At 63.3% G+C, this 22146-nt stretch carries 24 protein-coding genes; 5 read left to right on the top strand and 19 right to left on the bottom strand.

Translation table 11 applies throughout. The features are described from left to right. Positions 1-37: 37 nt before the first annotated feature. From GYH29_RS23155 to GYH29_RS23235, 17 genes are all read right to left on the bottom strand, one after another. On the bottom strand, positions 38-616 hold the full coding sequence (locus GYH29_RS23155) for a YmfQ family protein (RefSeq protein ID WP_161524464.1): 579 nt from the start codon (positions 614-616) through the stop codon (positions 38-40). After that, positions 613-1677, bottom strand: coding sequence for a baseplate J/gp47 family protein (locus GYH29_RS23160; RefSeq protein WP_161524465.1), 1065 nt, complete (start codon positions 1675-1677; stop codon positions 613-615). The genes GYH29_RS23155 and GYH29_RS23160 overlap by 4 nt, the downstream gene beginning before the upstream one ends. Next, positions 1677-2027 (bottom strand): phage GP46 family protein, encoded by a 351-nt coding sequence (locus tag GYH29_RS23165; protein ID WP_019102042.1) that lies wholly within the window; start codon positions 2025-2027, stop codon positions 1677-1679. Before GYH29_RS23165 ends, GYH29_RS23160 begins: the two co-directional genes overlap by 1 nt. A 109-nt stretch (positions 2028-2136) precedes the next feature. Continuing rightward, positions 2137-2760 carry a phage baseplate assembly protein V gene (locus GYH29_RS23170; RefSeq protein ID WP_081575098.1) on the bottom strand — a complete coding sequence of 208 codons (624 nt, stop codon included), beginning with the start codon at positions 2758-2760 and terminating at the stop codon, positions 2137-2139. A 20-nt stretch (positions 2761-2780) separates the two neighbouring features. Beyond that, on the bottom strand, positions 2781-3839 hold the full coding sequence (locus GYH29_RS23175; protein ID WP_019102040.1) for a phage baseplate assembly protein: 1059 nt from the start codon (positions 3837-3839) through the stop codon (positions 2781-2783). Continuing rightward, on the bottom strand, positions 3823-5130 hold the full coding sequence (locus GYH29_RS23180) for a DNA circularization protein (RefSeq protein WP_019102039.1): 1308 nt from the start codon (positions 5128-5130) through the stop codon (positions 3823-3825). Before GYH29_RS23180 ends, GYH29_RS23175 begins: the two co-directional genes overlap by 17 nt. Next, positions 5130-6998 (bottom strand): hypothetical protein, encoded by a 1869-nt coding sequence (locus tag GYH29_RS23185; protein ID WP_161524466.1) that lies wholly within the window; start codon positions 6996-6998, stop codon positions 5130-5132. Before GYH29_RS23185 ends, GYH29_RS23180 begins: the two co-directional genes overlap by 1 nt. Before the next feature lie 236 nt (positions 6999-7234). Then, positions 7235-7609: a hypothetical protein gene (locus tag GYH29_RS23190; protein WP_019104097.1), complete on the bottom strand. Its 375-nt coding sequence runs from the start codon at positions 7607-7609 to the stop codon at positions 7235-7237. Positions 7610-7762: 153 nt separating this feature from the next. Continuing rightward, positions 7763-9184 (bottom strand): phage tail sheath C-terminal domain-containing protein, encoded by a 1422-nt coding sequence (locus GYH29_RS23195; RefSeq protein ID WP_161524467.1) that lies wholly within the window; start codon positions 9182-9184, stop codon positions 7763-7765. A 75-nt stretch (positions 9185-9259) separates the two neighbouring features. Next, positions 9260-9958 carry a DUF1834 family protein gene (locus tag GYH29_RS23200; RefSeq protein WP_161524468.1) on the bottom strand — a complete coding sequence of 233 codons (699 nt, stop codon included), beginning with the start codon at positions 9956-9958 and terminating at the stop codon, positions 9260-9262. Positions 9959-10074: 116 nt separating this feature from the next. Then, positions 10075-11322 (bottom strand): tail fiber protein, encoded by a 1248-nt coding sequence (locus tag GYH29_RS23205; RefSeq protein WP_019102037.1) that lies wholly within the window; start codon positions 11320-11322, stop codon positions 10075-10077. 157 nt (positions 11323-11479) lie between these two features. Beyond that, positions 11480-11695, bottom strand: coding sequence for a hypothetical protein (locus GYH29_RS23210; protein ID WP_019102036.1), 216 nt, complete (start codon positions 11693-11695; stop codon positions 11480-11482). A gap of 14 nt (positions 11696-11709) precedes the next feature. Further along, positions 11710-11907 carry a TraR/DksA family transcriptional regulator gene (locus GYH29_RS23215; RefSeq protein ID WP_043589247.1) on the bottom strand — a complete coding sequence of 66 codons (198 nt, stop codon included), beginning with the start codon at positions 11905-11907 and terminating at the stop codon, positions 11710-11712. Further along, positions 11904-12482, bottom strand: a complete 579-nt coding sequence (locus tag GYH29_RS23220; protein WP_052051851.1) for a hypothetical protein — start codon at positions 12480-12482, stop codon at positions 11904-11906. The genes GYH29_RS23215 and GYH29_RS23220 overlap by 4 nt, the downstream gene beginning before the upstream one ends. Next, positions 12482-12706, bottom strand: a complete 225-nt coding sequence (locus tag GYH29_RS23225) for a hypothetical protein (RefSeq protein WP_227105798.1) — start codon at positions 12704-12706, stop codon at positions 12482-12484. Before GYH29_RS23225 ends, GYH29_RS23220 begins: the two co-directional genes overlap by 1 nt. Continuing rightward, positions 12703-13125 (bottom strand): M15 family metallopeptidase, encoded by a 423-nt coding sequence (locus GYH29_RS23230; protein WP_019102032.1) that lies wholly within the window; start codon positions 13123-13125, stop codon positions 12703-12705. Before GYH29_RS23230 ends, GYH29_RS23225 begins: the two co-directional genes overlap by 4 nt. A gap of 139 nt (positions 13126-13264) precedes the next feature. Next, complete coding sequence (locus tag GYH29_RS23235; protein ID WP_019102031.1) at positions 13265-13678, bottom strand: Mor transcription activator family protein; 414 nt, start codon at positions 13676-13678, stop codon at positions 13265-13267. A gap of 329 nt (positions 13679-14007) precedes the next feature. On the opposite strand from GYH29_RS23235, the gene GYH29_RS23240 reads away from it, so the two are divergent. Both GYH29_RS23240 and GYH29_RS23245 read left to right on the top strand, forming a co-directional pair. Then, positions 14008-14727 carry a S24 family peptidase gene (locus GYH29_RS23240; protein ID WP_043589245.1) on the top strand — a complete coding sequence of 240 codons (720 nt, stop codon included), beginning with the start codon at positions 14008-14010 and terminating at the stop codon, positions 14725-14727. A 193-nt stretch (positions 14728-14920) separates the two neighbouring features. After that, positions 14921-15505, top strand: coding sequence for an SIS domain-containing protein (locus tag GYH29_RS23245; RefSeq protein WP_043589243.1), 585 nt, complete (start codon positions 14921-14923; stop codon positions 15503-15505). 162 nt (positions 15506-15667) lie between these two features. On the opposite strand, the gene GYH29_RS23250 is transcribed toward GYH29_RS23245, so the two are convergent. Together GYH29_RS23250 and GYH29_RS23255 are read right to left on the bottom strand one after the other, a co-directional pair. After that, on the bottom strand, positions 15668-16603 hold the full coding sequence (locus GYH29_RS23250) for an alpha/beta hydrolase (RefSeq protein ID WP_043589241.1): 936 nt from the start codon (positions 16601-16603) through the stop codon (positions 15668-15670). A 207-nt stretch (positions 16604-16810) separates the two neighbouring features. Next, positions 16811-17686 carry an HD domain-containing phosphohydrolase gene (locus tag GYH29_RS23255; protein WP_019101572.1) on the bottom strand — a complete coding sequence of 292 codons (876 nt, stop codon included), beginning with the start codon at positions 17684-17686 and terminating at the stop codon, positions 16811-16813. 283 nt (positions 17687-17969) lie between these two features. Here GYH29_RS23255 and GYH29_RS23260 point away from each other — a divergent pair, with 283 nt between their 5' ends. The 3 genes from GYH29_RS23260 to GYH29_RS23270 all read left to right on the top strand — a co-directional run bounded on the left by GYH29_RS23260 (position 17970) and on the right by GYH29_RS23270 (position 22145). Further along, positions 17970-19334, top strand: coding sequence for an SGNH/GDSL hydrolase family protein (locus GYH29_RS23260; protein ID WP_019101573.1), 1365 nt, complete (start codon positions 17970-17972; stop codon positions 19332-19334). A 201-nt stretch (positions 19335-19535) separates the two neighbouring features. Beyond that, positions 19536-20549 carry a class I SAM-dependent rRNA methyltransferase gene (locus GYH29_RS23265; protein ID WP_081549161.1) on the top strand — a complete coding sequence of 338 codons (1014 nt, stop codon included), beginning with the start codon at positions 19536-19538 and terminating at the stop codon, positions 20547-20549. A gap of 261 nt (positions 20550-20810) precedes the next feature. Then, on the top strand, positions 20811-22145 hold the full coding sequence (locus tag GYH29_RS23270; RefSeq protein WP_081549133.1) for an SGNH/GDSL hydrolase family protein: 1335 nt from the start codon (positions 20811-20813) through the stop codon (positions 22143-22145). The last annotated feature ends 1 nt before the right edge of the window (position 22146 follow it).

Genomic DNA, 22146 nt, shown 5'->3' on the forward strand with positions numbered 1-22146 from the left:
AGGGAGAAAGGACGGGAAGGTCCGCGTGAGGCGCGGTTTAAGGCTGGTAGGCGAAGTAGACGTAGGTATGGGCCGGCTTCAGATCCTTGAACAGATCTTCCAGCCGCGGGTCGCCGAAGGTGGTGAGGCGTTCCCCGGCCAACGATTGACCTGCACGGAAAAAGTATGGCCGGGTCTTGGCGCCGAACACGGTGACTTGCCACACCCAGGGGATGTCCGCCGTCCACAGTTGCTGGCCGGCGCGGTTGAGGCCGGCGCGGAAGGGCTGCGGCTCGCTGATGGCGATGCGGTAGCCCATGCCGGCCGCCAGCCGGGTGAAGTATGGAATGGACAGACCGCCGGTTTCCGCCAGCTTGGCCAGCACCGCCTGTTGACGCTGCTGGTAGGGCGCGTCCGTCGGCGGGGTCAGGCCGCAGACGCGCTCCCAGTCCGGCAGCAGGCCTTCGGCCAGCAGCGGCGTGGTGGCGCCCACCAACTGCCGGGCGCTGTTCTGCACCCGGTCCAGCGCCGCGCCTTCGCTGCCCAGCTCGGCCTGCAGTCGCGGCCCGTCCGGACTGTAGCTGACCGGCGGCAGCAAACGCGTCAGCAATTCGCTATGCGGGGTTTGCGGGCTCATTGCATCCCCCTCACCGTGAGTTTGCCCAGACGCAGCCATTCCACGGTTTTCTCATTCACCGCCGGCGCGATATTGTCGGCGGGCGACAGCAGTTGGCGGTCCACCACGCCGGGCAGGTCGGAGATCAACGCTTCCAGCCGGCTCTTGTACAGTTTGCTGCCGGGGGCGAGGCTGGAGAAATGGGCGGCCAGCACTTGGCGCAGCGGTTCGGTGACGGCTTGCACGGTGGTGCCGTCCACCATCAGCGCCACTTCGATGTCCACCGGCCGCGGCGTGGGCGCCAACACCAGGCAGTTCTTGGCGGTGACCGGGCGCAGGTCTTCGATATGGGCTTGCACCGCGGCCAGGGTGTCGGCCGAAGGCAGGCTATCCTGAGCGGTGATCACCACGTCCACGGTGCCCAGGCCGCGGCGCAACGGGTAGACGTAGGCGGCGGACACGCCCGGCACTTCCAGCGCCCAGCGCCGGTAATCGTGACGGTTGCCGCCGGCCGGCGGACGGCGGATCAGTTCCAGCAGCCGCGCCAGCAAGGCGGCGTCGTCCTCTTCGTCCACGCCGCCGTCCATGTTGACGAAGCTGACGCGGCTGGCCAGGCCGCTGGGCGCGGCCATCAGTTCGGCCACCGTGCCGGCCGCCACATTGCCGGCCAGGCCGGGCAGATCGGCGGCCACCGCCGCGCGGGCCCGGCCGTCCACGTCCAGCTGGCCGCCGGCCTGGGTGGTGTAGAGTTGTTCGCCCAGCCGCACTTTCAGGCCGGCGGCGAAACTGGCTCCTGGGTTGCCGCCCAATTGCAGCAAGCCCTTGGCCGCCACCGGCGGCTTGCGGCTGAGGCCGCGCACCCGGGCGTGCTGTTCCAGATAGTCGCGGTCGGCGCTGTCGGGAAAGATCTGGCGGGCAATCCAGCTTTGATGCTGGTACAAGCCTTCCACCGCGCTGGCGACCGAGCTGGCGCGCACGTAGAAGTCGCTGTCGGGGCCGACGTCGGCGTCGGCGCGCAGGTTTTGCAGATCGCGCAGCAGCGCGCCGCGTATGGTTTCAAAATCCGGGGTGGACAGGGGCATCAGGCTATCCTCACGTGGTGTTGGAAATGTCGGGTCTGGCCGCCGGCCTCTTCCACTTCGACCAGCAGCAGCAAACGGCCGCTGCCGGGACGCTGCGCCTCAACGCCGACACGGCGGGCGCGGCCGTCGCGCAATAGCGGTTGCAGGGCTTGTTCGGCGTACTGGCAGGCCAGCAGATCGATCTGGCTGCTGTCCTTGCTGCGCGACAACAGATGCAGGCGGGAGCCGAGTTCGGGATCGGCCCACCAGCCGCCCAGCGGGGTCATCAGCCTCAGGTAGACGGCGTTGGCCAGGGTATCAGTGGTGGAGCCGGCGTAATCGCCGGTAATGGGGTCCAATAGAGGGTCCATGGCGTTATTTTCCGGGTTTGAAAGGGTTGGGGATAAGGGAAGCGGGTCAGTGCCGGCAGGCGTGCGCCAGGGCAAGATCAACGGCACTCCTGGCGGCGAAAACGTCGCGTTACAACGGCGGGCTGGTCGTACCGTGCACACCGTTATGCTGGTGGCCCACCAGGCTCTTGCCCCCGGCCACCACGTCGCCGCTGACGGTGACGCTGCCCTTGACGCTGGCGCCGCTGCCGCCCTGAATGGCCATGCCGCCGTTGCCGTTGATCTGGCCCTGGGCCACGAGTTGCGCGCTGGTGCTGAGCGTGGGCGTGGTGAAGCTGGCTTGTTCGCTGGCGTTGACCTGCCAGTTCTTGCAGCGCAGGCTGAAGGTGTCGCACTCCACCTCAATCAAGCGGCCGCGCTTGAGCACGATCTTGCTGCCTTCGTCGCTGTACAGCGCCACTTCGCCGGGTTTGAGCTGTTTCAGCCGGTAGCTGCCGTGTTCGGTGGCGATCACCACACCGTGGCTGCTGCGCCCGCCCAGGGGAAGCACCACCGCCATGCTGCCCGGCGGCGGATTGGCGCTGTAACCGTAGTGCTGGAACAGTTCGGCGTCCTGCAGCTGCTCGCCGGCCAGCGCGTCGGCCTGAACGGTTTGCACGTCGCCGGCGCTGTCCACGCGGGTCAGCACCGCGCGGAAGCCCTGCCGCACATTGCTGAAGGCGCGGCGGATTCTCTGGTCTACGTCATTCCACATCGTTTCAACCTTTCTTTGTTTCAGCGTTTGCGCATCGCCGGCAGCCAGCGGCCGTCCTCTTTCAGCGTCAGCCGGGTGGTGCAGCCCTGCCCGCGTCCGCCGCTGAAGGTGCGCGCCATCAGGAAATAAGTGCCGCCCTTGATGCCGTGCGGCTCGCTTTCCACCTGGATGCGCTGGCCGGGAGTCCACAGTTCGCCGGCGCTGTTGCGATGGCCGGCCACGGTGGCGCTGAGGGTGTAGCCGGCCAGCCGGGCGTCGGCCAGCATCTTGTCCGCGCGCGCCGCCAGTTCCGCCGGATTGGCGGCATCCGGCTCCACCACGATGCGCGGTTTGTGATACCGGACGTCCGGGTCCGCGGACTGATGCTTGAGATCGTGCCTGCCCGGGGTCAAGGCCTGACGGTGGCCTTGGCCCAGCAGGGTCAGTTGCGAGTAGCGCGGCGCGTGGGAGCGGGTTTCCGCCAGGCTGAGCACATTGTTGCCCTTGCCGTCGCGGCGCAGGATCAGCTTGGCCTTGGCCGGGGCGCTGTAATCCGGGCCGCCCACCACCAGGGTGCCGTCCGGATCGAACCAGGCGGCGAGGCCGTTGGCCGCCGCGGCGCGGGTGAGCACGTCCCAGGCGCTGTTGCCCGGGTCCACGCTGATTTTCTCGATCTGGCCCTTGCCTTTGGCGTCCACGCGCAAACGGCTGACGCCCAAGGGCTTGATCACGTTCTCCAACACATCGCTCAGCGTCATGCCCTTGCCGGTGAGCAGCGGCGCGCTGCAATCCAGCAACATGCCGGCCAGATCCCGGCCCGACAGCGTCAGCTGGTGACTGCCGGCGCCTATGCTGTGGCTGATGTCGTCCACCCGACCCTGCAGCACCACGTCCGCGCCCACCAGCACTTTGACCTCGGCGCCCGGCTCCACCGCCGGCGGCACCTCGCCGCCGGGCAGGCCCAACGACACCTGCCAGGCGTCGGCGGCCACGGTCAGATCGGAGTCGATGCTGTACTGGGTCCAGTAGCGATGCGCCTTGCCGGCGATTTCCAGGCTGACTTCGTTATTGGCCGAGACGGTCTTAGCGGGCGTAGCCATGGATCAGCTCTCCTGCTTGCAGATGGTTGGGGTGCGCCAGCTGCGGGTTCAGCCGCAGCAGCTCGGCGGCGCGGCCGCTGTCGCCGTACCACAGGTGGGCCAGCTGGCGCAGATTGGCGGCGGATTCCACCTTGCGGGTGATCAAGGGCGGCTTGGCGGCCACCAGGCCGGCGGCGCTGCGTTGCACCTGCAGGCCCAGATCGCGCAGACTTTCAATCACCTGGCGCGCGTCCTCGCCCGGCAGCGCCTTGCGCCATTGCTCTATGGTCTGCTGCAAGGTGGCGCGCACGTCACCGGCCACTTGCTCCAGCGCCGGCGGCGTCAACGTGGGCTGCGCGGCTTCCGAGCGGAACAGATCGGCGGCGGCGTTCGCCATCGAGGTGGACACGGTCAGCTTGAGCAGCGCGTCGATGCGGAGCTCGTCCTCGGTCCAGACCTCCAGCGCCTTGCCGGCCTGGCTCAAGCTGTCCGACGCGCGGCCGATTTTCTTGGACACGCCGTTGAGCCTGTCCTTCATCGCGTTCCAGTCGGCCAGAGTGGCCTGCGGCAGCTTGGCCTCCGCCTCCCACTTCAGGCCCGGCCAGATTTCCAGCTTGACGCCGAAGCGCCAGTTGGCGACCTCGTCCACCAGGGACGTCACCTGGCCGATGAAGGCCTGCGGATAGGCCAGCAAGTCCACCACCTGGGCAATGCCTTGCTGCGCCATGCCGGCGAGCTGCCGCACGGTATCGCTCAAACGCACGCGCAGCGCGCCCAGCCGGGTCAGCGCGGTATTGGCGTTTTGCAGCAGGCCCTGAGCCTTGGCGAAGGCCTCGCCGCCCAGGCTGCGCGCCTTGGCCGCCAAAGCGCTGATGGCCTCCACCTGCTGCAAAGGCTGCTGGCTAGCGAAAAAGGGATTGCCCGGCGTGGCCTCCACCCAGTTCACTTCCACGGTGCAGGAGTCCGGCGCGTCGGCTTCGTGGCTGATCTGGTAATCCAGCAGCTGCGCCTTGGGCATGCTGCCGAATACCGGGTGAATCAGTTCGCCCGGACCGGCCTGGTCCAGCGCGGCGACGAAGTCGCGCAGCCGCTGCTGATAATCGCGGCCCCAGAAGAAGACGCTGAGCGACACCTTGCGCGCCTTGCGGCCCAGGTCCTCGACGTCTGCGCCGTCCAGATAGGGGTATTCGTGCATCGCCTGGTCGCGCTGGGCGCTGTCCACGCTGCGCAGGCATTCAAAGCGCACCCCGCGGAAACTGGCGTCCACCAGCGCGCCGGCGGCGGAGCCGGCAAACAGACTGAGATTGAACATCAGCTTCTCCTTTGTTGTTGGCTATTGGCTGCGTTGACGGCGGCGACGATATTGCCGTTTTGGACGTCTACGGTGATATTGGTGGGCTGGGCTAGATGGCTGACCAACTGGCTCAAACTGGCCTGGATTTGCGACATGACCATCAGCAACTGCTCGTTCGAAGCATTGGCGCTTGGACCGCCGGGCATGCTGGTATTGGATAGTGCGGGGGATGCCGAAGCCAATGCATCCATCGCGACGGGACTAGACTGGGCATCCTCGCCCCCAGACAGAACTGCGCCAGCCGCAGCCGTCGTTTTCTTTGTTGGCTTTTGCGCTGGCTGCGCACTTTTAGATGTGGTACGCGGCTTATCCGTCGCCGTTTTTTTCGCAGCCTCTTTAGGCGTGGTCTGCGCGCTGGTTTTGGGAGTCAAATTGGCAGCCTTTCGCTGTTCCTGCTTTTCCTTTTCCTGCTTTGCCCTTGCCGCATATTCTTTTTCAACGGACTTAATATAATCTCTGTTCAGCTCGGCTATTTTCTCTCCGACCATGACTTCCGTATATCTCGCGCCCATCAAGTCGCTACGATCATTATGCGCAAACCAAGAGAATACCCCCGTGCCATCGACATCCACCGCGGAATAGGCTTGGCCGTTCTTATCCTCCAAGGTTTTTTTCAAATCGACATCATTAGGCAAGGTGCGAGGAGGACCCCATTTATTAACGTAATCTCCACCGGTCAAGCCTTGGGCAATTAATTTGACACTATCCCCCGCAGCCTTGCCCACAATGGCTTCCGCGGCCCTTTGCGCAACAGCGCCTTGCATCAGTTTTCCAGCTTTACCCCCAACACTCATTGAAGCCGCAACGCCAAGACCCTCGGTCATTGCCTCGTGGAATCGGCCATTAATGACATGATCGCCAAACGCGATAACATCGTTTGTCGCGCTCAAGGCCATTGCCGTGCCAGGCATCATGGCGGGAAGCTTGGGAATCAGTTTTGCCAATGAGCCCGGCACCGCCTCTTTCCCCAGAATCGATGCCGCCAATGTCGCGGCATCGGGAATCGCCTGCTTGCTGGCCACCTTCTTTCTTAATTGTTCCAGCTTGATTTTCTTCTGCCCTGCGGGCAGGTTCTCAAGAGTCTTGGTTGGGGTGGGAAGTTTTTGGGGCGCTGGTTTTTTCGGACGTGCAGGCTCCTGACTTTTCTTGTCGCCAAAGAATTTGTCGTATAACCCCAGTCCCGTGCCCGCCAGCGATTCTGTGACTTTCTTTTCGAGCGGATCGGTCATTTCGCTGACTTTGCCGCCAACCACATCCATCGAGCTTTCCGCAGCATTCAACAGCGTGCTGGCAAGGCCGATCTTGCCATCCTTGGGCAGAGACACATGGTCTCCACCCAAAGCAAATGTATCGAAAGCGGTTCCAGGCCAGCTGCCCTCCGGCAAGTCAAAAGCCTCGGTAAAATTTTTGGCGTCCGCCTGCACTATTTTTTTGACATCCATTCCCTGATCCTTGAGGATCTGGGGGATCATTTCTTTGGCGAGCTTATTTGAGGCCTGATTGTAAATCGCATCGGAATATGGCTTTTTCCCATGCTTCTTCATTAAATTCTTGGTTGATGCACGGAGAAAAGAGTCATAAACATCGCCAGTCCCGCCATTGGTCGACTCCGCCACGGACAGCCATAGATACAGCCCATCCAGCTCCTGCGAACGCTTGATTGCCTTGGCTTTCTCATGCGGCAGCACTGCGCTTTGATGCGCTTCTTGCTTCATCTTTTCTGCAACCGCACCCTTCAGAAAAGAGTATATATCCGCATAATTCCCTCTTTTCCTGGCGGCCATTTCTTCTAGCTTCTTCAACTGCTCCGGGCTTAATTTAAGCATAACTGCTCCAGGTCAATGCTTCACCGCCCCGTGAAATCAACTACTCATCAGATAAGACTCTATACCTGTCAAAATACACTGATGTTTTACCGCAGCTTAAAACTGCGCATTCGCTCATATGATTTTCTGAGGCGACAAGGCGGGAATATATGAGAAGACGGCCAGATGCTTCCTGTTAACCAACGCTCCACATCCAGCCGTTCATTATTTAATCAACCGATTAAATAAGCTTGAACTCACTCCTGAACTTTACGCAGCGACAGCAGTTTGATATCGCGGCGCGCTTCGCTTTCCACGCCGTATTTCTCGCCCACTTCCAACGTGAAGCAATCCAGGTAGCTGGTGCGCTTGCCGCCCGGCGCCACCGGGAATTCGGTCAACTTGGCGCCTTCGATCGCTTCCCAGTCCAGTTCGCCGGACAGCGGGATGGAGACGGTGACGGACAGCTCGTATTCCGAGATGCCGCGCGCGAAGCCGCGAGCGCGGCCGCTGCTGTTCATGGTTTTCACCAGCTTGCGGCCGGTCTTGCTGCTGACGTTCAGATCGATGACGTCGATTTCCTGGCCGTTGACTTCCAGTACGATCGAACCTGCGTATTCTTTCAAAGCCATGTGAATGTCCTTTTCGGTTTCATGTGGACGGCCCTGCCGATTTGGCGGCGGGCCGCCGGGTCAAGCGTTAACGGGGAAAACTAGGCCCGCTCGGGTAAGCACGCAGGGGCAAGACGGCGCGCCGCGGCACCCCGCGTGTTTACCCAGCGCCGCTTACAGCAGCAGATCGATGCGGCCGGCGAACACATGCAGGCCGTTGACCACGTCCACCGGGATCTTGGCGTCCAGACGGTTCACGTCTTGCGCGTCGCGCTCGACGATCAGGCCGTCCTTGTTGGCTTCCACCGCCTCGATGATTTCCAACTCTTCCAGCTTGTAGAGCACGTCCAGCAGTTCAGAACGGACCTTGGACGGGGTGCGGTCGGACAGCTTCTCGCGCGGGAAGCGCAGCGCCACGCGTTCGCGGCAGGCGCGGCGCACGTAGTCCAGGGTGCGGATGGTGGTCAGATCCAGCAGCGACACGTCGTCCACGCCCTGCGCGTCCTTGGTGTAGGTGCTGATGGAGCGCACGATCTGCACGCGCTCGCCCGGGCCCACTTCCAGCGGGGTCACGCCGTTGTAGAGGGCGTTTTCCTGCTCGGTGCGGCTGGTGCGGGCGGCCAGTTCCACCACGTCCAGACCCTTGAGTTCCAAGGTGTTCAGCGGACGGGCCGGATCTTCCTCGCTGGCGATCACCGCGGCGTAGGCGGCGGCCAGTTCGCCCGGCAGTTTGGCGGAACCGCGATACCAGGCGGCGCTGACGCGGCCGCTGGCCAGCTTGGAGGCGATGGCGCTGACTTCCGCCAGCGCGCCGACGGCGCCGACCACGCCGATGGCGCCGCGTTGCTCCATCGGGCCGGACACGAAGTCCAGGTGGGTGCGCAGCGCGGTGAAGGCGGCGTCGTTGTTGAACGGGTTCACCACGATGTGGTGGCCGCCGCTGACCACGGCAGCCAGCGCCGGAGCGATGTCCGGATCGGCTGCGCCGCCCTTCATCGCGGCCACAGTGATGCCGAGGCCGGCGATCTGCTCCTGCGCTTTCAGCGCGATGGCGTTGCCGGCCGCGCCCTTGTGGCGGGCGGTCAGGGTCAGCACTTCCTTGGCGACGGCGGCGGTTACCGGCAGATCCGCCAGCTTGTCGACGGCGGCCTTGGCGGCGGCGGCGATTTTGGTAGCGTCGTCGCCTGCGGCCACGGCCACGTCGATGCGGCGGCCGCCGATGAACAGGCTGGCCACGCCGGCGCCGGTGGCCGGGCCGGTGAAGGTGAAGGTGCCGACGGCGGCGGCGGCGCTGTCCGCGTCGTCAACCGCGATCACGCTGAGTTGCAGATAGGGGTTGGCGTTGATGGCGGCGCGGGCCAACAGATGGGCGTAGGAGCCGCGGCCGAAAGCCTGGGCGGCCTGCTCGTCGCTGAACACGTCCAGCGCGGCCAGAGCCGGCTGAGCGGCGTCGGCGAAACGCTGGCCGATCACCAGCACGCGCTGCGGATTGCCCGGCAGGGTGCGCACCGCCAGCTTGGTGTTGAACTCGAAGTATTTGCCCGGCTTGCGGATGGACGCCGGAATCTGGTCGAAGCTGATGTTGGGGCTGGCCATAGAGTATGGGCTCCTGATTGATGCGGTTGGGGGAAAGTCGTCGCGCCGGACGGCGCGGCGGGATACTGCGAAAAATCAAATGCGGGGCGGCTTGGGCTGCAGCACGACATCCTGGGCCTTGACGCCCGGCTGGCCGTCCAGGCTGTAGTCCAGCCGGGTGCTGCGCCATTCGGCGGCGGGGCCCTCCAGTCGGCCGCCGAAGCGGGCGAACACCTGGTCCGGATCGGCCTCGCCCTGCGGCGACGGCCAGTGGCCGTTGTCCAGCGCCTCGTCCAGCCAGTGGGTGGAGAAATCGCAGGCCACCAGGCTCCACGGCTCGCCGTCCCGCTGAGCCTGGCCCAGCGGGCGCACTTGCTCGGGAATCAGCGGCGACACCGCCAGGCCGAAATCCTGGGCCGCCAGCAAACGACGCACCGCGTAAACCAGCTGCCAGACGCCGGCGCCGGCGTAGCCGCGATCCGCCTGGAGGCGGTCGCCGACGATGACGGTGAAGCGGGCCTGCACCTTGTAGCGCTGGCGTTGGCTGGCCGAAGGCTGGCAGGCGGTCACGCCGCCGGCCACGGTCCACAAGGCCGGCAAACGCGCCAGCGCCTGCGGATTCAGGCCCGGGCTGCCCGCCGCCGGCGTCAGCCGGCTTTGGTGACGGCCTTGCGCCAGATCCAGCCCGCAGAGGCCGGTTTCGTCCAGGTCGGCCGCCACTTCGCGCACCATGCGGCCCAGGCCCTGGCGCAGGCGGTCGGCGATGGCGTCTTGCAGTTGGATCAGCTGGGACATGATTTCCTCAATGATTCAGCGGTTTATCGATACGGCTATTGTCTCGCGCCCGCGGTTTTGGGCTTAGCTGAGCGATGTCAGTGGGAGTTTGCGGCCGCGGGCGCGGCCGAGGTGGATCAGGCCTTGATGCAGGCCAGCAGGGCGAGGTTGCGAGGACGGATGGATCGGAGCGATTGGGCATCGCCCACCGCTTGGCCACTAGGAGTGAGCTTGTGAACTTGAACGGATGAGGAAGTGGCCGGCTCATACCCCAACTCAAGCAAGTTATTGCTCTTGCGATCGATGACTCCAACCGCCAGAGCAACATCGTCGTCCACTAGTGCTTGCGTCGATGCTTGCGCCGAACCTAATACCCGACCTGCATCAACCTTACGTCCATCGTCCCAACCACGGATGAATTCGCCCCGCAGATCGGGCAATTGAAACAGCTCGGTGTTTTCCGGACGGGACGAGCCGGTTTGTTCACCCGGCGGAGTGAACTCGGCCTGGTAGCGGCACTTCTTGGAAATCATCCAATCCTGGAAGTAGCCGCCGGCGGAGTCGGCGTAAATCGGGTCGTGGCCATCCACCGAGAACACGATGGTATTGTCCGGAATATTGACTTTCAGCTCAGTCTTCAGGCTCCACGCCAGCTTGCCGTCGACAAACAGGCGATAGGTCGCGCCGTCGTAACACAGCGCGATGTGATACCAGCGGGCCTCAGAAAACGCATTGGCCTGGCCCTGTACGCCTTCGCAGATAAAACCGGAACCGGGACCGGCTAACCAAACCATCGGCGCCTTGGTCTGCGAATGGATTCCGAGACCGATCTCGCCCCAGGGCGCCGAGGCGTTCATGCCGAAAATCCAGTTGGGATGACCGGTGAACATCGGGTAATGCCAGCCTTCAATCGTGAACGCGTCCGGATTGAACTTGCTTTGCACGGTGAAGCGGGCGTAATGGCCCTTGGCCTTGGTCTGCAAACTGGTTTTGCCGAATTTGCTTTGCTCGGAACTCAGGTTCGCGGCGCCTACCAGCACCGCCTCTTTGCCGCTGATCAGATCAATCAATTTGTTGCGATCGTCAAACTTGAGCAGCGCCTGGATGTCCGTGTCCATTTCCTTGTTGGCGAACATATCGCCAATAGCCTGATACAAAGAGGCATATTGCTGCTTGGACACCAGCGAGCCATCCGCCTTGATCCAGCCCGCCGGCGCTTCCTTGCGGGCGAAATACTGGATGGCGCCGCTCGGAACCGAAGCGCCCGAGTTTGCGCCGTCGTCGCAGCAGCACTGATTCATTTCGATACGTACGGGATTGGTCTCCGCTTGCCCCAGGACATTGACCTGGAATTGCGGCTTGATGCAGACAGTCGTGTTCGACATCTGGCTATCCTTCTCTGGGTTGATTGAATACGAGGAAGAATCGGCGTCGCGCCTTGGACGCTGTTACCGATCCGCAGCGCGTGGGCGGGGGAGGAAAATAACTTGGAACCGGCGTAGAAATGCACGCGCGGCTTTTGCGCCAAAGCTGTTTGCGCTCTCAGTGGATCAAGCGCTTGAGGAACTCGCCCAGCAGCGTCACCGCCAGCGCGGACACCGCGCCGGACAAGGCGCCGCTGCGCGCGGCCTGGACTTCGACGTCGCGCAGGCGGCTGTCCAGCTCTTCCAGTTTTTTGTCTTGTTTGGCGAGGTGGGCCACGATCATGTCCAGCTTGCCTTCTATGCGGCCCAGGGCCATCAGATTGTCATGTTCCACGTGAAACCCGCCTTTCAGCCTTCGGCCAGTTGTTGGCAAATCACGCAGCGGGTGCAGCTGGGCATGATCGCCCGTCGCGCGGACGGAATGGGGTCGCCGCAATCCTCGCAGTGGCTGTAGCCTGTCTGGTCGAACTGCTGGTAATGGCGGGCAATCGCTTGCTCGCGGAACTCGGTTTCCAGTTCGCTGGCCCGATCGAAAAAATCGCTCATGGTTGTGGTCCTTCGGAAGTAAACAGCCCGCCGAGCGCCGTCAGCCTTTGTTCCAGCTGCTGGCACCAGGCGCCGTAATCGGCGGCGTGGGCCAGGAGGTCTGCTGCCGGTAGCCCGGCGCCGGCGGAGGCGGCTTGATGGGGATTTGCAATAGATACGGGGTCGGTTGCGGGCACTGCGGCGGCGGTGTAGCCGAGGACTTGCCGGTAGAGGCGCAGGCTGTCAGGGCCAAGGCCGCCGTAGCGGCCGCCATCCTGTTGCACGACATATTCGATCCTTTGTTTCTGGTCTTGCAGCCGCTGCTGCAGATCCTGTTGTTGACTCAGCAAGCGCGCTTCTTGCCGGCCCAGCAGTTCGCTCAAACGTTGCTGCTGCTGCAAAGCGGCCTGCAATTGCCGTTGGGCGCGCTCGGCCTCGGCGGCCTGACGGCCTTGATCCGCCGCCCGCTGTTCGGCCAAGCGCGCGCGCCAGCCCTCCGCGCCGTGGCGCAGCCCCAGCGGATAGGCCAGGCCCGCCGCCAACAAGGGCGGCAGCAGCCAGCCCCCCAATTTCAGCCATGCGAAGCCCGGCCCCATCAGCGGCCCCCTCGATCCCGCCAGGCGGCGATCAGACGCAAGCCGGCGGAGTAGCCGCCGACGATACCTAGATAAATCAACCAGATATCCGCGCCCAAGGTACCGCGCAGCCCTTCCACCACGAACAAGAGCGTGGCGGCCGCGCAAGCGATGTTCGCCCACAGCCGGGAATGGCTCAGCCGGCGGCCACCGGGCCGGGTCAGCAAATCGGACAGACGCATCATTTCTTCTCCTTGTCGAGGCTGGTCGAATTCAACTCAAAGTGGGGAAACTCGCGGAACGGCGCGTCGGCCCTGCCGTACCAGTTCAGGCCCAAGGCAGCGCCGATCTCACCCATCACCTGCCAGTGCGGATGGTGGGCGTCCCAGACCGGCTTGCCGCCGATCAGCGGCACTACGTCGAAAGCTCGCGCCGCCGGACTGCCGTGCAACATGGCGTTGTGCGCGGACTGGCCCGCACGGGCGTTGGTCACCTTCGGCCCAGGCCGGGAACGGCCCTGAGCGAACAAGGCGTCCTGTTCCGCGCCGGAACGCCAGGTGCAGGTGATCAAGGCTTCCACGCCGGCGTCGCGACAGCGCCGTACAAACGCCTCGGCCAAGGGTTGCAACTGCGGATGCAGGTCGGAAATAGCTCTGCTGGCCATGAAGACTCCTTGTTGTTGACGAAACGTGGCACATTGGCCGGCCGTCATGCGCGGCGCGCGCGCAGCCCTGCCAAGCGTGGACGGAACCGGCTAGAAACAAACAGGAGAGATCGGAAGAGAGGGGAAGCGGCGTATAGCCTTAATGCAGATCTTGACTAGGCGTTTTCAGCACGCGCCACACCATGCGGTCGCTCAGTTGGAAGCGGATGGCCAGCACGCTGACCGCCTCGTTGGCGCCCAGACCTTGCTCCAGCAGTTGGTCGAAGTCATTCAACAACTGCTGATTGCGCGCCAGGCGCAAGGCCTGGCTGCAGCGCGGCACGTACAGGATGTCGCCGCCAAAGTGATGGGTCAGGCTGGCGGCGGCGTCTTCGCCTATCACTTCCACTAACGCGGCGAAGCGCAACTGGCCCGCCTTGCTTTGGTTTTTGGAAATGGGCAAGGTAGTGCCGCCCAAGGCCTGCACCAGTTGCAAGGTGCGCGGCAAGCCGATCAGCTCAGCCACCAGGCGCATGGTTTCGGGCAGGGCCGGGGCGATATTGGCTACGGTCATCGCGGAAATCTCCTTGAAATCACGGGACAAAGACGATAAGTTCTAAATGAGTTATAATTAATCAAGACTAGGCAAGCCATTCGCATTTAGAACTGCCGTTCTAAACACTGGCAAGCCCATGAATTCTATTGAAATCGAGCACGTCAGCAGGTACTTGGGCAGATGCCTTGCTTGGGGCTGACTTTTTTTGAACTTTCCTTGAGTTCATAAGTGCTATTTTAGTTCAAAACATAAAACTGATCAATTAGTACGATGTCACTACCTGTCCTTTTGTACAGGGCATTTGACCGGGCCGTGGCGCCGGCCTCGCACGCCAAATGGAGTTCTACATGGAAAAAAACTTGGAACAGAGTGACTTCAAGCAGCGGCTGGAACTGCTGATTGGGGCGGAGAAGCCCTACGCCTGGGCAACCCGCATTGGAATCAACAAAGGTTCATTCACCAATATGTGGTATCACGGCGGCGTGCCGCGCGCGGCAACCGCCAGCAAGATCGCGGAGGCTAGCGGCTGCAGGCTGGAATGGCTTTTGCACGGCAGCGGCCCGCAGTACGACGCAGCCCCTCCGCCCGGCGCGTCCATCCGACTAGAACGAGATCCGGATTGTTTTGTACCGGACAATGTTCATGAGGAGTTCTGTTTTATCCCGCGCTATAACCTGAAAGCCTCGGCCGGTTTCGGTTCCAATGCCAGTGAAGAAGCGCCGATGTTCTATATGGCGTTCCGAAAATACTGGATCAAGAACCACCTGAATGCCTCCGCACGGGATCTGGCTGTAATCAGCGTCAAGGGCGACAGCATGAGCGGCGTGCTGGAGGACCGCGACACCATCTTGGTCAACACCGCCGAACATTCTCCCGGCGAAGGGCTTTACGTGATCCGCATGGGCGACGACATCTTCGTCAAGCAGCTACAACGTTTGCCTGGCGGCGCGGTGCAGGTTCGCAGCGCCAACCCCTTGTACGAGACCTTTACCGTGGACTTGCAGCGCAATACCGGCGAGTTCGAAGTCATCGGCCGCGTGGTCTGGTTTGGACGGCAGATTGGCTAAGAACCGGTTTGCGATCCGCAGCGCAGCGCGTAGCGTCACACGGTGAGTGCCGCTCCGAAATGCGCGAGCGTTCCGCTTTCTTAATCGTTTTCGCCTAGTCCCGCTCTTGCTCGCGAGAGCGTAAACAGGTTCTGAGCCCGACGTTGCGGGTGTAAACTGCGGTTTTGCCGCACCGCATGAAACGGACACCACCATGATTCAACACATCGAAGCCAGCCTGGTCGAAGCGCAAACCGCCTTGGCCGATCTTCTGGCCAACCCGGAAGCGCTGGCCAGCATCGACGCGGCGGCGCAAACCCTCATCTCCAGCCTTGCCGCGGGCGGACGCATTTTTTCCTGCGGCAACGGCGGTTCTATGTGCGACGCCATGCATTTCGCCGAGGAGTTGACCGGCCGCTACCGCAAGAACCGCCGCGGCATGGCCGCCGTCGCTATTTCCGATCCCAGCCACATGACTTGCGTGGCCAACGACTACGGCTACGAGTTCGTGTTTTCGCGCTATCTGGAAAGCCACGCTCGCGCCGGCGACGTGCTGATCGGCATCAGCACCAGCGGCAACAGCCAGACCATCGTCAACGCCGCGCAGGTGGCGCGCGAAATGGGCGTCAAGGTGATTATCCTCACCGGTCGCGCCGGCACGCGGCTGGAGCCGCTGGCCGATGTCTACGTCAACACGCCCGGCGGCCAGTTTGCGGACCGGGTGCAGGAGTTGCACATCAAGGTGTTGCATATTCTGATCGAACTGGTGGAACGCCACTTCTGCCCGGAAAACTATTGAATTTCCCCGCTCCGTCACGCTTGCCATTATGCTGACGACGCGCACCCCGCCATAAGCGACGCCTGTCAGTACAACGGCATGTTTCGGCCGCAAAAAAACCGCCGCTCGGGCTCTCCGGCGGCGGTTCTGCGTTCCGCAAAGCGCGGCAAGCATTGAATAGCGTCAACGGTTGAGGAAGACGCCGATGCGCTGATACACCTCTCGGCAAACGTCCGGCACGATGGCCTCCAGATTGAGAAAGGCGTGCACCATGCCTTCCAAGTGCAGGTGCTCCGCCTCCACCTCCGCCGCGCGCAGCTTATCCGCGTAGAGAAACGCCTCATCGCGCAGCGGGTCGAAGCCGGCCGACACCAGCAAGGTCGGCGGCAGCTTGCGGCTAAACTCTCCATGCAGCGGCGAGGCCAGCAAGCGGTTCTCCGCGTGCTGGAAGTAGTTATCGAAATACCAGGCCACCCGCGCCTTGGTCAGCAAATAGCCTTCGCCGTTCTCATCCACCGACGGCTGGCTCAAGGTGTAGTCGACGCTGGGATAGATCAGCACTTGGCGCTTGATCCGCAACGATGCGTCGTACTGGCCCAAAGCGCTGAGGCTGGACGTCAGCGCGCCGCCGGCGGAGTCCCCGGCCAGCGACAGCTGGCGCGCATAGGGCAGACCGCGCGCGTCAAGCGCCTGCCACAAGCCCTTGGCCACGACGGCCGCGTCCTGCAAACCGGCCGGGTAGGGGCTTTCCGGCGCCAAACGGTAGTCTGCGGCCACCACGACGTGCTGGCTGGCGGCGGCGAGCCGCCGGCAAATCGGATCGTAAACGCTGACGCTGCCCACCATGTGTCCGCCGCCATGGAAAAACGCCAGCACCGGCAGCGCGCGCTGCGGGTTCGGGTGGTAGATGCGCACCGGCACGGTGAAATCGCGCCCAGGCACCAGGTCGTCGTTGACCCAAGCGATGTCCGGTCCCGGCGTCACCATCTGTCTCGTCAGATTGGCTAACGCTTCGCGCGCGCCGATCGACGTCGCCTTGTAGCCTTTGGCCACCAGTTCGGCCAATTCGCGGTTGTACTCCTCCAGCCAAACGGCCAGAGCGGGATCGAGCTGATGCATGCAAGCTCCTATAGGCCCAGGCGTGACGGACGGCGCGCGGGCGCAAGCGAGAGGAAGAGGGATGCCCGGCATAGACCGCTGCCGCGCCCAGCGTCGGCGGGTGGTCCGTCTGGGGACTTAAGCAGCTTATACCATTGGTATTGCCGCGCAAGTGCGCGAGCACGCTTGTCATGTCCCTTGCGCCGGCTGGATCGCGCCGACGCCCCTTTAGCCGAACAAACGCTCCAGCAGGCTGGGTTTGCGCGTTTGCAACAACTGCTCGGCGCCCAACAGCAAATCGTCTATCAGCCCTGGGTCGCTACGCGGCTGGCGCGCCAACACCGGGTTGGAATGGCCTGACGGGGCCAGTTCCAGCAGCGGGCCGCGCCGCGTCAGCCTGTAGCCGCCGGCGCAGCTGGGACAGAAGATCTCCTCGCCGTCGGCCGTCCCTCGCGGCACGGCGATGATAGGGCCGCAGCCCGCGCAGCATTGCAAGGGAATGCCCGGCTCGCTATGGCCGATGACGTGATCGAACCGGCCAGCCTCGCCCAACTGGATGAAACGTTCGCCCAGTTCGCGGTCGAATTGGGTGCCCAGATTCTCCCGTATGATGGCCAGCGCGCGCTCCTTGGGCATGCCCCGCCGATACGGCCGGGTGCTGGTCATCGCGTCGAAGGCGTCGGCGATGCCGACGATGCGCGCCGCCAGCGGTATCTCCTTGTCTCTCAATCCCTGCGGGTAGCCGCGGCCGTCCGGCATTTCATGGTGGCTCAGCACCGCGTCCAGCGCCAACTCAGCCAAAGGATGATCGCTCAGCAAGTCGGCGCCCACTCGCGGATGGGTCTTGATGACCTCGTACTCGGCGTCGCTCAACTTGTCCGGCTTGTTCAACACCGCGTCAGGCACGCCTACCTTGCCCAGGTCGTGCAAAAAGCCGCCCAGCGCAATGCGCTCCACCTCGGACTGCGGCAGGCCCAGCTTATCGGCCAGCGCATAGCACAAGCGCGACACCCGCCATAAATGCCCGCCGGTATAAGCATCGCGCGCCTCCACCATCATCGCCATCGTGTACAGCGTTTTCAGAAGCTCCCGCGCTTGTCGCATCTTTCATCCCCGCATGCCGATGGGGCCCGGCCGCTAGAGCGATATCTGCAAGCGCTCCCGCGGCGACTCAGGCCGAATGATTTCAATATGGCATATCAATGCGGCTTTGCTGCGCTGGCAGCAATACGACAGTCGAGCGCCCAGAAATAGAGCAATCATTCCATTTGCATGAAATTTTCATTTTTCTTGGCTAGCCTAGACGGCACGCGGATCGCGCGCCGCCAACGGCGCGGTCCATGCGTTCGCGCCGTCGCCTGACGGCGCCCCACACGAGGAGACAACAATGAAATCGCTGCTATTGCTGGGCCTTGCCCTGATCCCGCTGAGCCACTCCGCCACCGCCGAACCGGTTCAGCCCGACCCTCGCTACAGCCACGTGCTGTCTTCGTCCGGCCCGCTCAGCCGCGAACAGCTGCTGAAGACGGCCCCGCCGGCGCCCATGAGCCGTGCCGCGCGCGGCGACGCCAATATCGAGCTGATGTCGGTGCCCGGCCCCGCCACCTATACCTATCTGCGCTGCTATTACCGCACCGGCGACGCCGCCAGACCCACCACCGACTACGTGTGGGGCCTGGACCCCAGCAGCGGCGACTACTACCGCCTGAACGGCTATTGGTGGTCCAGCAGCGCGCTGGACTGGAAGAACATGTACTACACCGACGTGGCGCAAAGCACGCTGCAATCGGTTTGCCGCGGCACCTTGCAGAAAAAGGGCATTCAGCAGAACCCGGCGATGGTTTTCGCCGCCGACAACCAGCTGTCGTTCAACTACACGGTATGGACCAACGACAAGGCCGGCCAGGGTTCCAGCATCAACAAGATCGTCGCCTTCGGCGATAGCCTGTCGGACAACCAAAACGTCTACAACGCCTCCATGTGGACGCTGCCCAACCGCAACAGTTGGTTCCTCGGCCACTTCAGCAACGGCCAGGTGTGGGTGGAATATCTGGCCGGCCGCCTGCAGCTGCCGGTGTACAACTGGGCGATAGGCGGCGCCGGCGTGGACACGCAAAAGCTGGTGATCCCCGGCGTGCTGCAACAGGTGCAGTCGTGGAAGGACTACATGAAGCAGGCCCGCGACTACGATCCGGCCACCACGCTGTTCACCATGCTGATCGGCGGCAACGATTTCGTGAACTACAACAACTCGGTGGACAAGGTGATCAGCGGCCAGAGCCAGGCGCTGACCAGCCTGATAGACGCCGGCGCGCGCAACATCCTGGTGCTCAATCTGCCCGACGTGTCGCGGGCGCCGGTGTTCCAGTTCAAGTCCGGCGCGGCCCAGGTGGCCGTCCAGGTGCGCGACTACAACCAGCGCCTGAACGCGCTGGCCGCCCAGCTGCGCCTCAAATACGGCAGCGGCCTCAAGCTGAACGTGTTCGACAGCTACGCGCTGTTCAACAAGGTGCTGGGCAACCCCGCCGCCTACCAGTTCAACAACGTCACCCAGTCCTGCCTCAACATCAACGCGGACTCCAGCACCAACTACCTGAGCGCCCAGAGCCCTCGCGCCAACTGCGTGAATCCGGATAGCTTCGTGTTCTGGGACACCTTGCACCCCACCACCCGCACCCACAAAGTGCTGGCGGACGAGGTGTACGGCTTCCTGAACAGCTCCGCCGGCCTGGCCGCCCTGCCGCGACGCTGAGGACCGGTTCTAAAATCGATTGAATCAAGCAAGCGACCCAGCCCTTCCCCAGCAGGCCGCCCACCGGCGGCCTGTTGTTTTGCAAGGGCTTTTCCGGACACGCATTTGAGCGCGACGACGGCAGCGCATACAATGAAGGATTTTCCGGCGCGCCCGCCTCCGCGCAGCGAGCCGGCCCGGAACCGCAAGCGAAGGCCCCCGATGTCCTCCCTGACCCCATTGCTGCAAAGCGCCGAAGCCGCGCGCGCAGAACTGATCGCCCGGCTGCAAGCCGAAGACACCAATTGTTACCGTCTATTCCACGGCAGCGTGGAAGGCATGCCCGGCCTGACCGTGGACCGCTACGGCGAACAGTTGCTGGCCCAGACTTTCCACCAGCCGCTGAGCGACGACGAGCTGGCGGCGATCCACGCCCATTACCAGGCCAGCCACCCCGGCTTGCCGCTGGTCTACAACGACCGCAGCGCCGGCAACTCCCGCATCGGCAACGCGCTGACGCTGGAACAGCAAGCCGAGGCCGAAGCCGACCACACCATTCGCGAACTAAGCGTCAACTACCACTACCGCGCTCGCCATAAAGGCCAGGACCCGTGGCTGTTCCTGGATTTGCGCGCCGCGCGCCGGCGCGTGATGGAGCTGGCGGCCGGCAAAAGCGTGCTGAATCTGTTCGCCTACACCTGCGGCGTCGGCGTAGCCGCGGCCAAGGCCGGCGCCAGCTTCGTGATGAACGTGGACTTCGCCGAATCCAGCCTCAGCGTGGGCCGCGCCAACGCTAAGCTCAATCTGCTGACCACCCGCCCGCGCTGCGTGCAGAGCGATGTGTTCGCCGCCATCCGCCAGCTGTCCGGCATCGGCCAGCCCGAGCGCGTGCGCGGCAAGAAAATGCCGCCCTTCCCCAAACTGGAAGCGCGTCAGTTCGATCTGGTGTTTCTGGACCCGCCGCGCTATTCCAAGAGCCCCTTCGGCGTGGTGGACCTGATCAACGATTACCAGGCGCTGTTCAAGCCGGCGCTGCTGGCCACCGCGCCGGGCGGCACGCTGATTTGCTGCAACAACGTTGCGCAGGTGGACGGCGACGCCTGGCTGGATTCGCTCAAGCGCAGCGCGGCCAAGGCCGGCCGCGAAGTGCGCGCGGCGGAATGGATCGTCCCAGACGCGGACTTTCCCAGCCCGGACGGCAAGCATCCCTTGAAGATTGTCGCGCTCAGCGTCTGATCTGTGCTCTTGACGGCAGCGGGCCCCGGCCGGATTGCCGCGGCCAGATCCAATCTCGCCAAACGCCCGCCTTGCGCGGGCGTTTTCGCATAAAAAGCCACAGCATTTAAGCCATATGGCATTTTTACGCATCGCTTAAAATTACCGTATATTTTCATCTGCAAATACTTAAATATCCCGATACGGCACCACGCCGAAACAGCCGCGCTAGACGGCATACAACAGACAGCTTGACTCAAATCACGTATCGGGAAAGTCTCTATGAAACCTCAACTGCTATGGGGCCTGCTGGCCGCCGCCGGCCTGTTCGCCGCCAGCCTGGCTCACGCCCAGCTGGACCCGCAATTGGACTATTTGTCTCCAGGCGGGCCGCTCAGCGAAGCCCAGGTCAAGGCCGCTGCGGCCAAACCGGCCGTGGCGATGGGAGCCGCCACCTACACCTATCTGCGCTGCTATTACCGGCTGGACATGGGCCCCGCCAAACCGCAAACCAGCTACCACTGGGCGCTGGACCCCAGCAGCGGCGACTACTACCGCGTCAACGGTTACTGGTGGTCCGGCAGCATCGTCGCGCTGAAGAATATGTTCTATAGCGATGTGGCTCAGGACACCCTGGCCGGGGTCTGCCAGAAAACGCTGGCGGCCAAGGGAATCAACCGTCCGGTGGCGCTCTACGCCGCCGCCAACAACCAGATGTCCTACAACCACACTATCTGGAGCCAGGACAGCGCCAGCCAGCCGGCGCGCGTCAACAAGCTGATCGTGTTCGGCGACAGCCTGTCCGACACTCAGAACATGTACGGTGCGTCCCAATGGCGGCTGCCCAACGCCAAAAGCTGGTTCATCGGCCGCTTCAGCAATGATCGGGTATGGGTGGAATATCTGGCCGAGCAGTTAAAGCTGCCGATCTACAACTGGGCGATCGGCGGCTCCGCCGGCGATCAGCACCTGGTGGTGCCTGGCCTGCTGCAGCAGGTGGAATCGTGGTCGCAATACATGCAGAAAGCCGCCAATTACCGGCCGGAGAACACCCTGTTCACCATGTTGATCGGCGGCAACGACCTGCTCAACTACGGCCGCACCGTGGACCAAGTGATTGCAGACCAAGGCAAGGCGCTGGAACGCATCATCAGCGCCGGCGCGCGCCACATCGTGGTGCTGAACCTGCCCAACCTGGCCCGCACTCCGGCGGCCCAGGCCAGCGGCAAGGCCGCCGCGCTGGCGCCGCAGGTGCGCGACTACAACGCCAAACTGGCGCTGCTGGTGGCGCAATTGCAACAGAAATACGGCAGCACGCTGAAGCTGAACCTGTTCGACAGCAACGCCCTGTTCGACGACCTGCTCGACAACCCGGCCAAGTATCAGGTCAGCAATACCACTCAGTCCTGCCTGGACATCGCCGGCAACGCCAGCCTGCCCTATATCTGGGAACAGAAACCGCGCGCGGAATGCGGCAATCCGGACGCCTTCGTGTTTTGGGACGTGCTGCACCCCACCACTCACACCCATAAGCTGTTGGGCGCCTACATCGCCAACTTCGTCAAGGCGGCGGATCCGGCGGTCTCCGCCACGGCGGCGCTGAAGACGCGGCGCTAGG

The sequence above is a fragment of the Chromobacterium haemolyticum genome, from assembly GCF_009936155.1.
GTDB lineage: Bacteria > Pseudomonadota > Gammaproteobacteria > Burkholderiales > Chromobacteriaceae > Chromobacterium > Chromobacterium haemolyticum.

Bases quoted from the DNA above. Each gene is read 5' to 3' on its own strand.
- GYH29_RS23155 (WP_161524464.1), bottom strand. From the start codon at position 616: ATGAGCCCGCAAACCCCGCATAGCGAATTGCTGACGCGTTTGCTGCCG.
- GYH29_RS23160 (WP_161524465.1), bottom strand. From the start codon at position 1,677: ATGCCCCTGTCCACCCCGGATTTTGAAACCATACGCGGCGCGCTGCTG.
- GYH29_RS23165 (WP_019102042.1), bottom strand. From the start codon at position 2,027: ATGGACCCTCTATTGGACCCCATTACCGGCGATTACGCCGGCTCCACC.
- GYH29_RS23170 (WP_081575098.1), bottom strand. From the start codon at position 2,760: ATGTGGAATGACGTAGACCAGAGAATCCGCCGCGCCTTCAGCAATGTG.
- GYH29_RS23175 (WP_019102040.1), bottom strand. From the start codon at position 3,839: ATGGCTACGCCCGCTAAGACCGTCTCGGCCAATAACGAAGTCAGCCTG.
- GYH29_RS23180 (WP_019102039.1), bottom strand. From the start codon at position 5,130: ATGTTCAATCTCAGTCTGTTTGCCGGCTCCGCCGCCGGCGCGCTGGTG.
- GYH29_RS23185 (WP_161524466.1), bottom strand. From the start codon at position 6,998: ATGCTTAAATTAAGCCCGGAGCAGTTGAAGAAGCTAGAAGAAATGGCC.
- GYH29_RS23190 (WP_019104097.1), bottom strand. From the start codon at position 7,609: ATGGCTTTGAAAGAATACGCAGGTTCGATCGTACTGGAAGTCAACGGC.
- GYH29_RS23195 (WP_161524467.1), bottom strand. From the start codon at position 9,184: ATGGCCAGCCCCAACATCAGCTTCGACCAGATTCCGGCGTCCATCCGC.
- GYH29_RS23200 (WP_161524468.1), bottom strand. From the start codon at position 9,958: ATGTCCCAGCTGATCCAACTGCAAGACGCCATCGCCGACCGCCTGCGC.
- GYH29_RS23205 (WP_019102037.1), bottom strand. From the start codon at position 11,322: ATGTCGAACACGACTGTCTGCATCAAGCCGCAATTCCAGGTCAATGTC.
- GYH29_RS23215 (WP_043589247.1), bottom strand. From the start codon at position 11,907: ATGAGCGATTTTTTCGATCGGGCCAGCGAACTGGAAACCGAGTTCCGC.
- GYH29_RS23220 (WP_052051851.1), bottom strand. From the start codon at position 12,482: ATGGGGCCGGGCTTCGCATGGCTGAAATTGGGGGGCTGGCTGCTGCCG.
- GYH29_RS23225 (WP_227105798.1), bottom strand. From the start codon at position 12,706: ATGATGCGTCTGTCCGATTTGCTGACCCGGCCCGGTGGCCGCCGGCTG.
- GYH29_RS23230 (WP_019102032.1), bottom strand. From the start codon at position 13,125: ATGGCCAGCAGAGCTATTTCCGACCTGCATCCGCAGTTGCAACCCTTG.
- GYH29_RS23235 (WP_019102031.1), bottom strand. From the start codon at position 13,678: ATGACCGTAGCCAATATCGCCCCGGCCCTGCCCGAAACCATGCGCCTG.
- GYH29_RS23240 (WP_043589245.1), top strand. From the start codon at position 14,008: ATGGAAAAAAACTTGGAACAGAGTGACTTCAAGCAGCGGCTGGAACTG.
- GYH29_RS23245 (WP_043589243.1), top strand. From the start codon at position 14,921: ATGATTCAACACATCGAAGCCAGCCTGGTCGAAGCGCAAACCGCCTTG.
- GYH29_RS23250 (WP_043589241.1), bottom strand. From the start codon at position 16,603: ATGCATCAGCTCGATCCCGCTCTGGCCGTTTGGCTGGAGGAGTACAAC.
- GYH29_RS23255 (WP_019101572.1), bottom strand. From the start codon at position 17,686: ATGCGACAAGCGCGGGAGCTTCTGAAAACGCTGTACACGATGGCGATG.
- GYH29_RS23260 (WP_019101573.1), top strand. From the start codon at position 17,970: ATGAAATCGCTGCTATTGCTGGGCCTTGCCCTGATCCCGCTGAGCCAC.
- GYH29_RS23265 (WP_081549161.1), top strand. From the start codon at position 19,536: ATGTCCTCCCTGACCCCATTGCTGCAAAGCGCCGAAGCCGCGCGCGCA.
- GYH29_RS23270 (WP_081549133.1), top strand. From the start codon at position 20,811: ATGAAACCTCAACTGCTATGGGGCCTGCTGGCCGCCGCCGGCCTGTTC.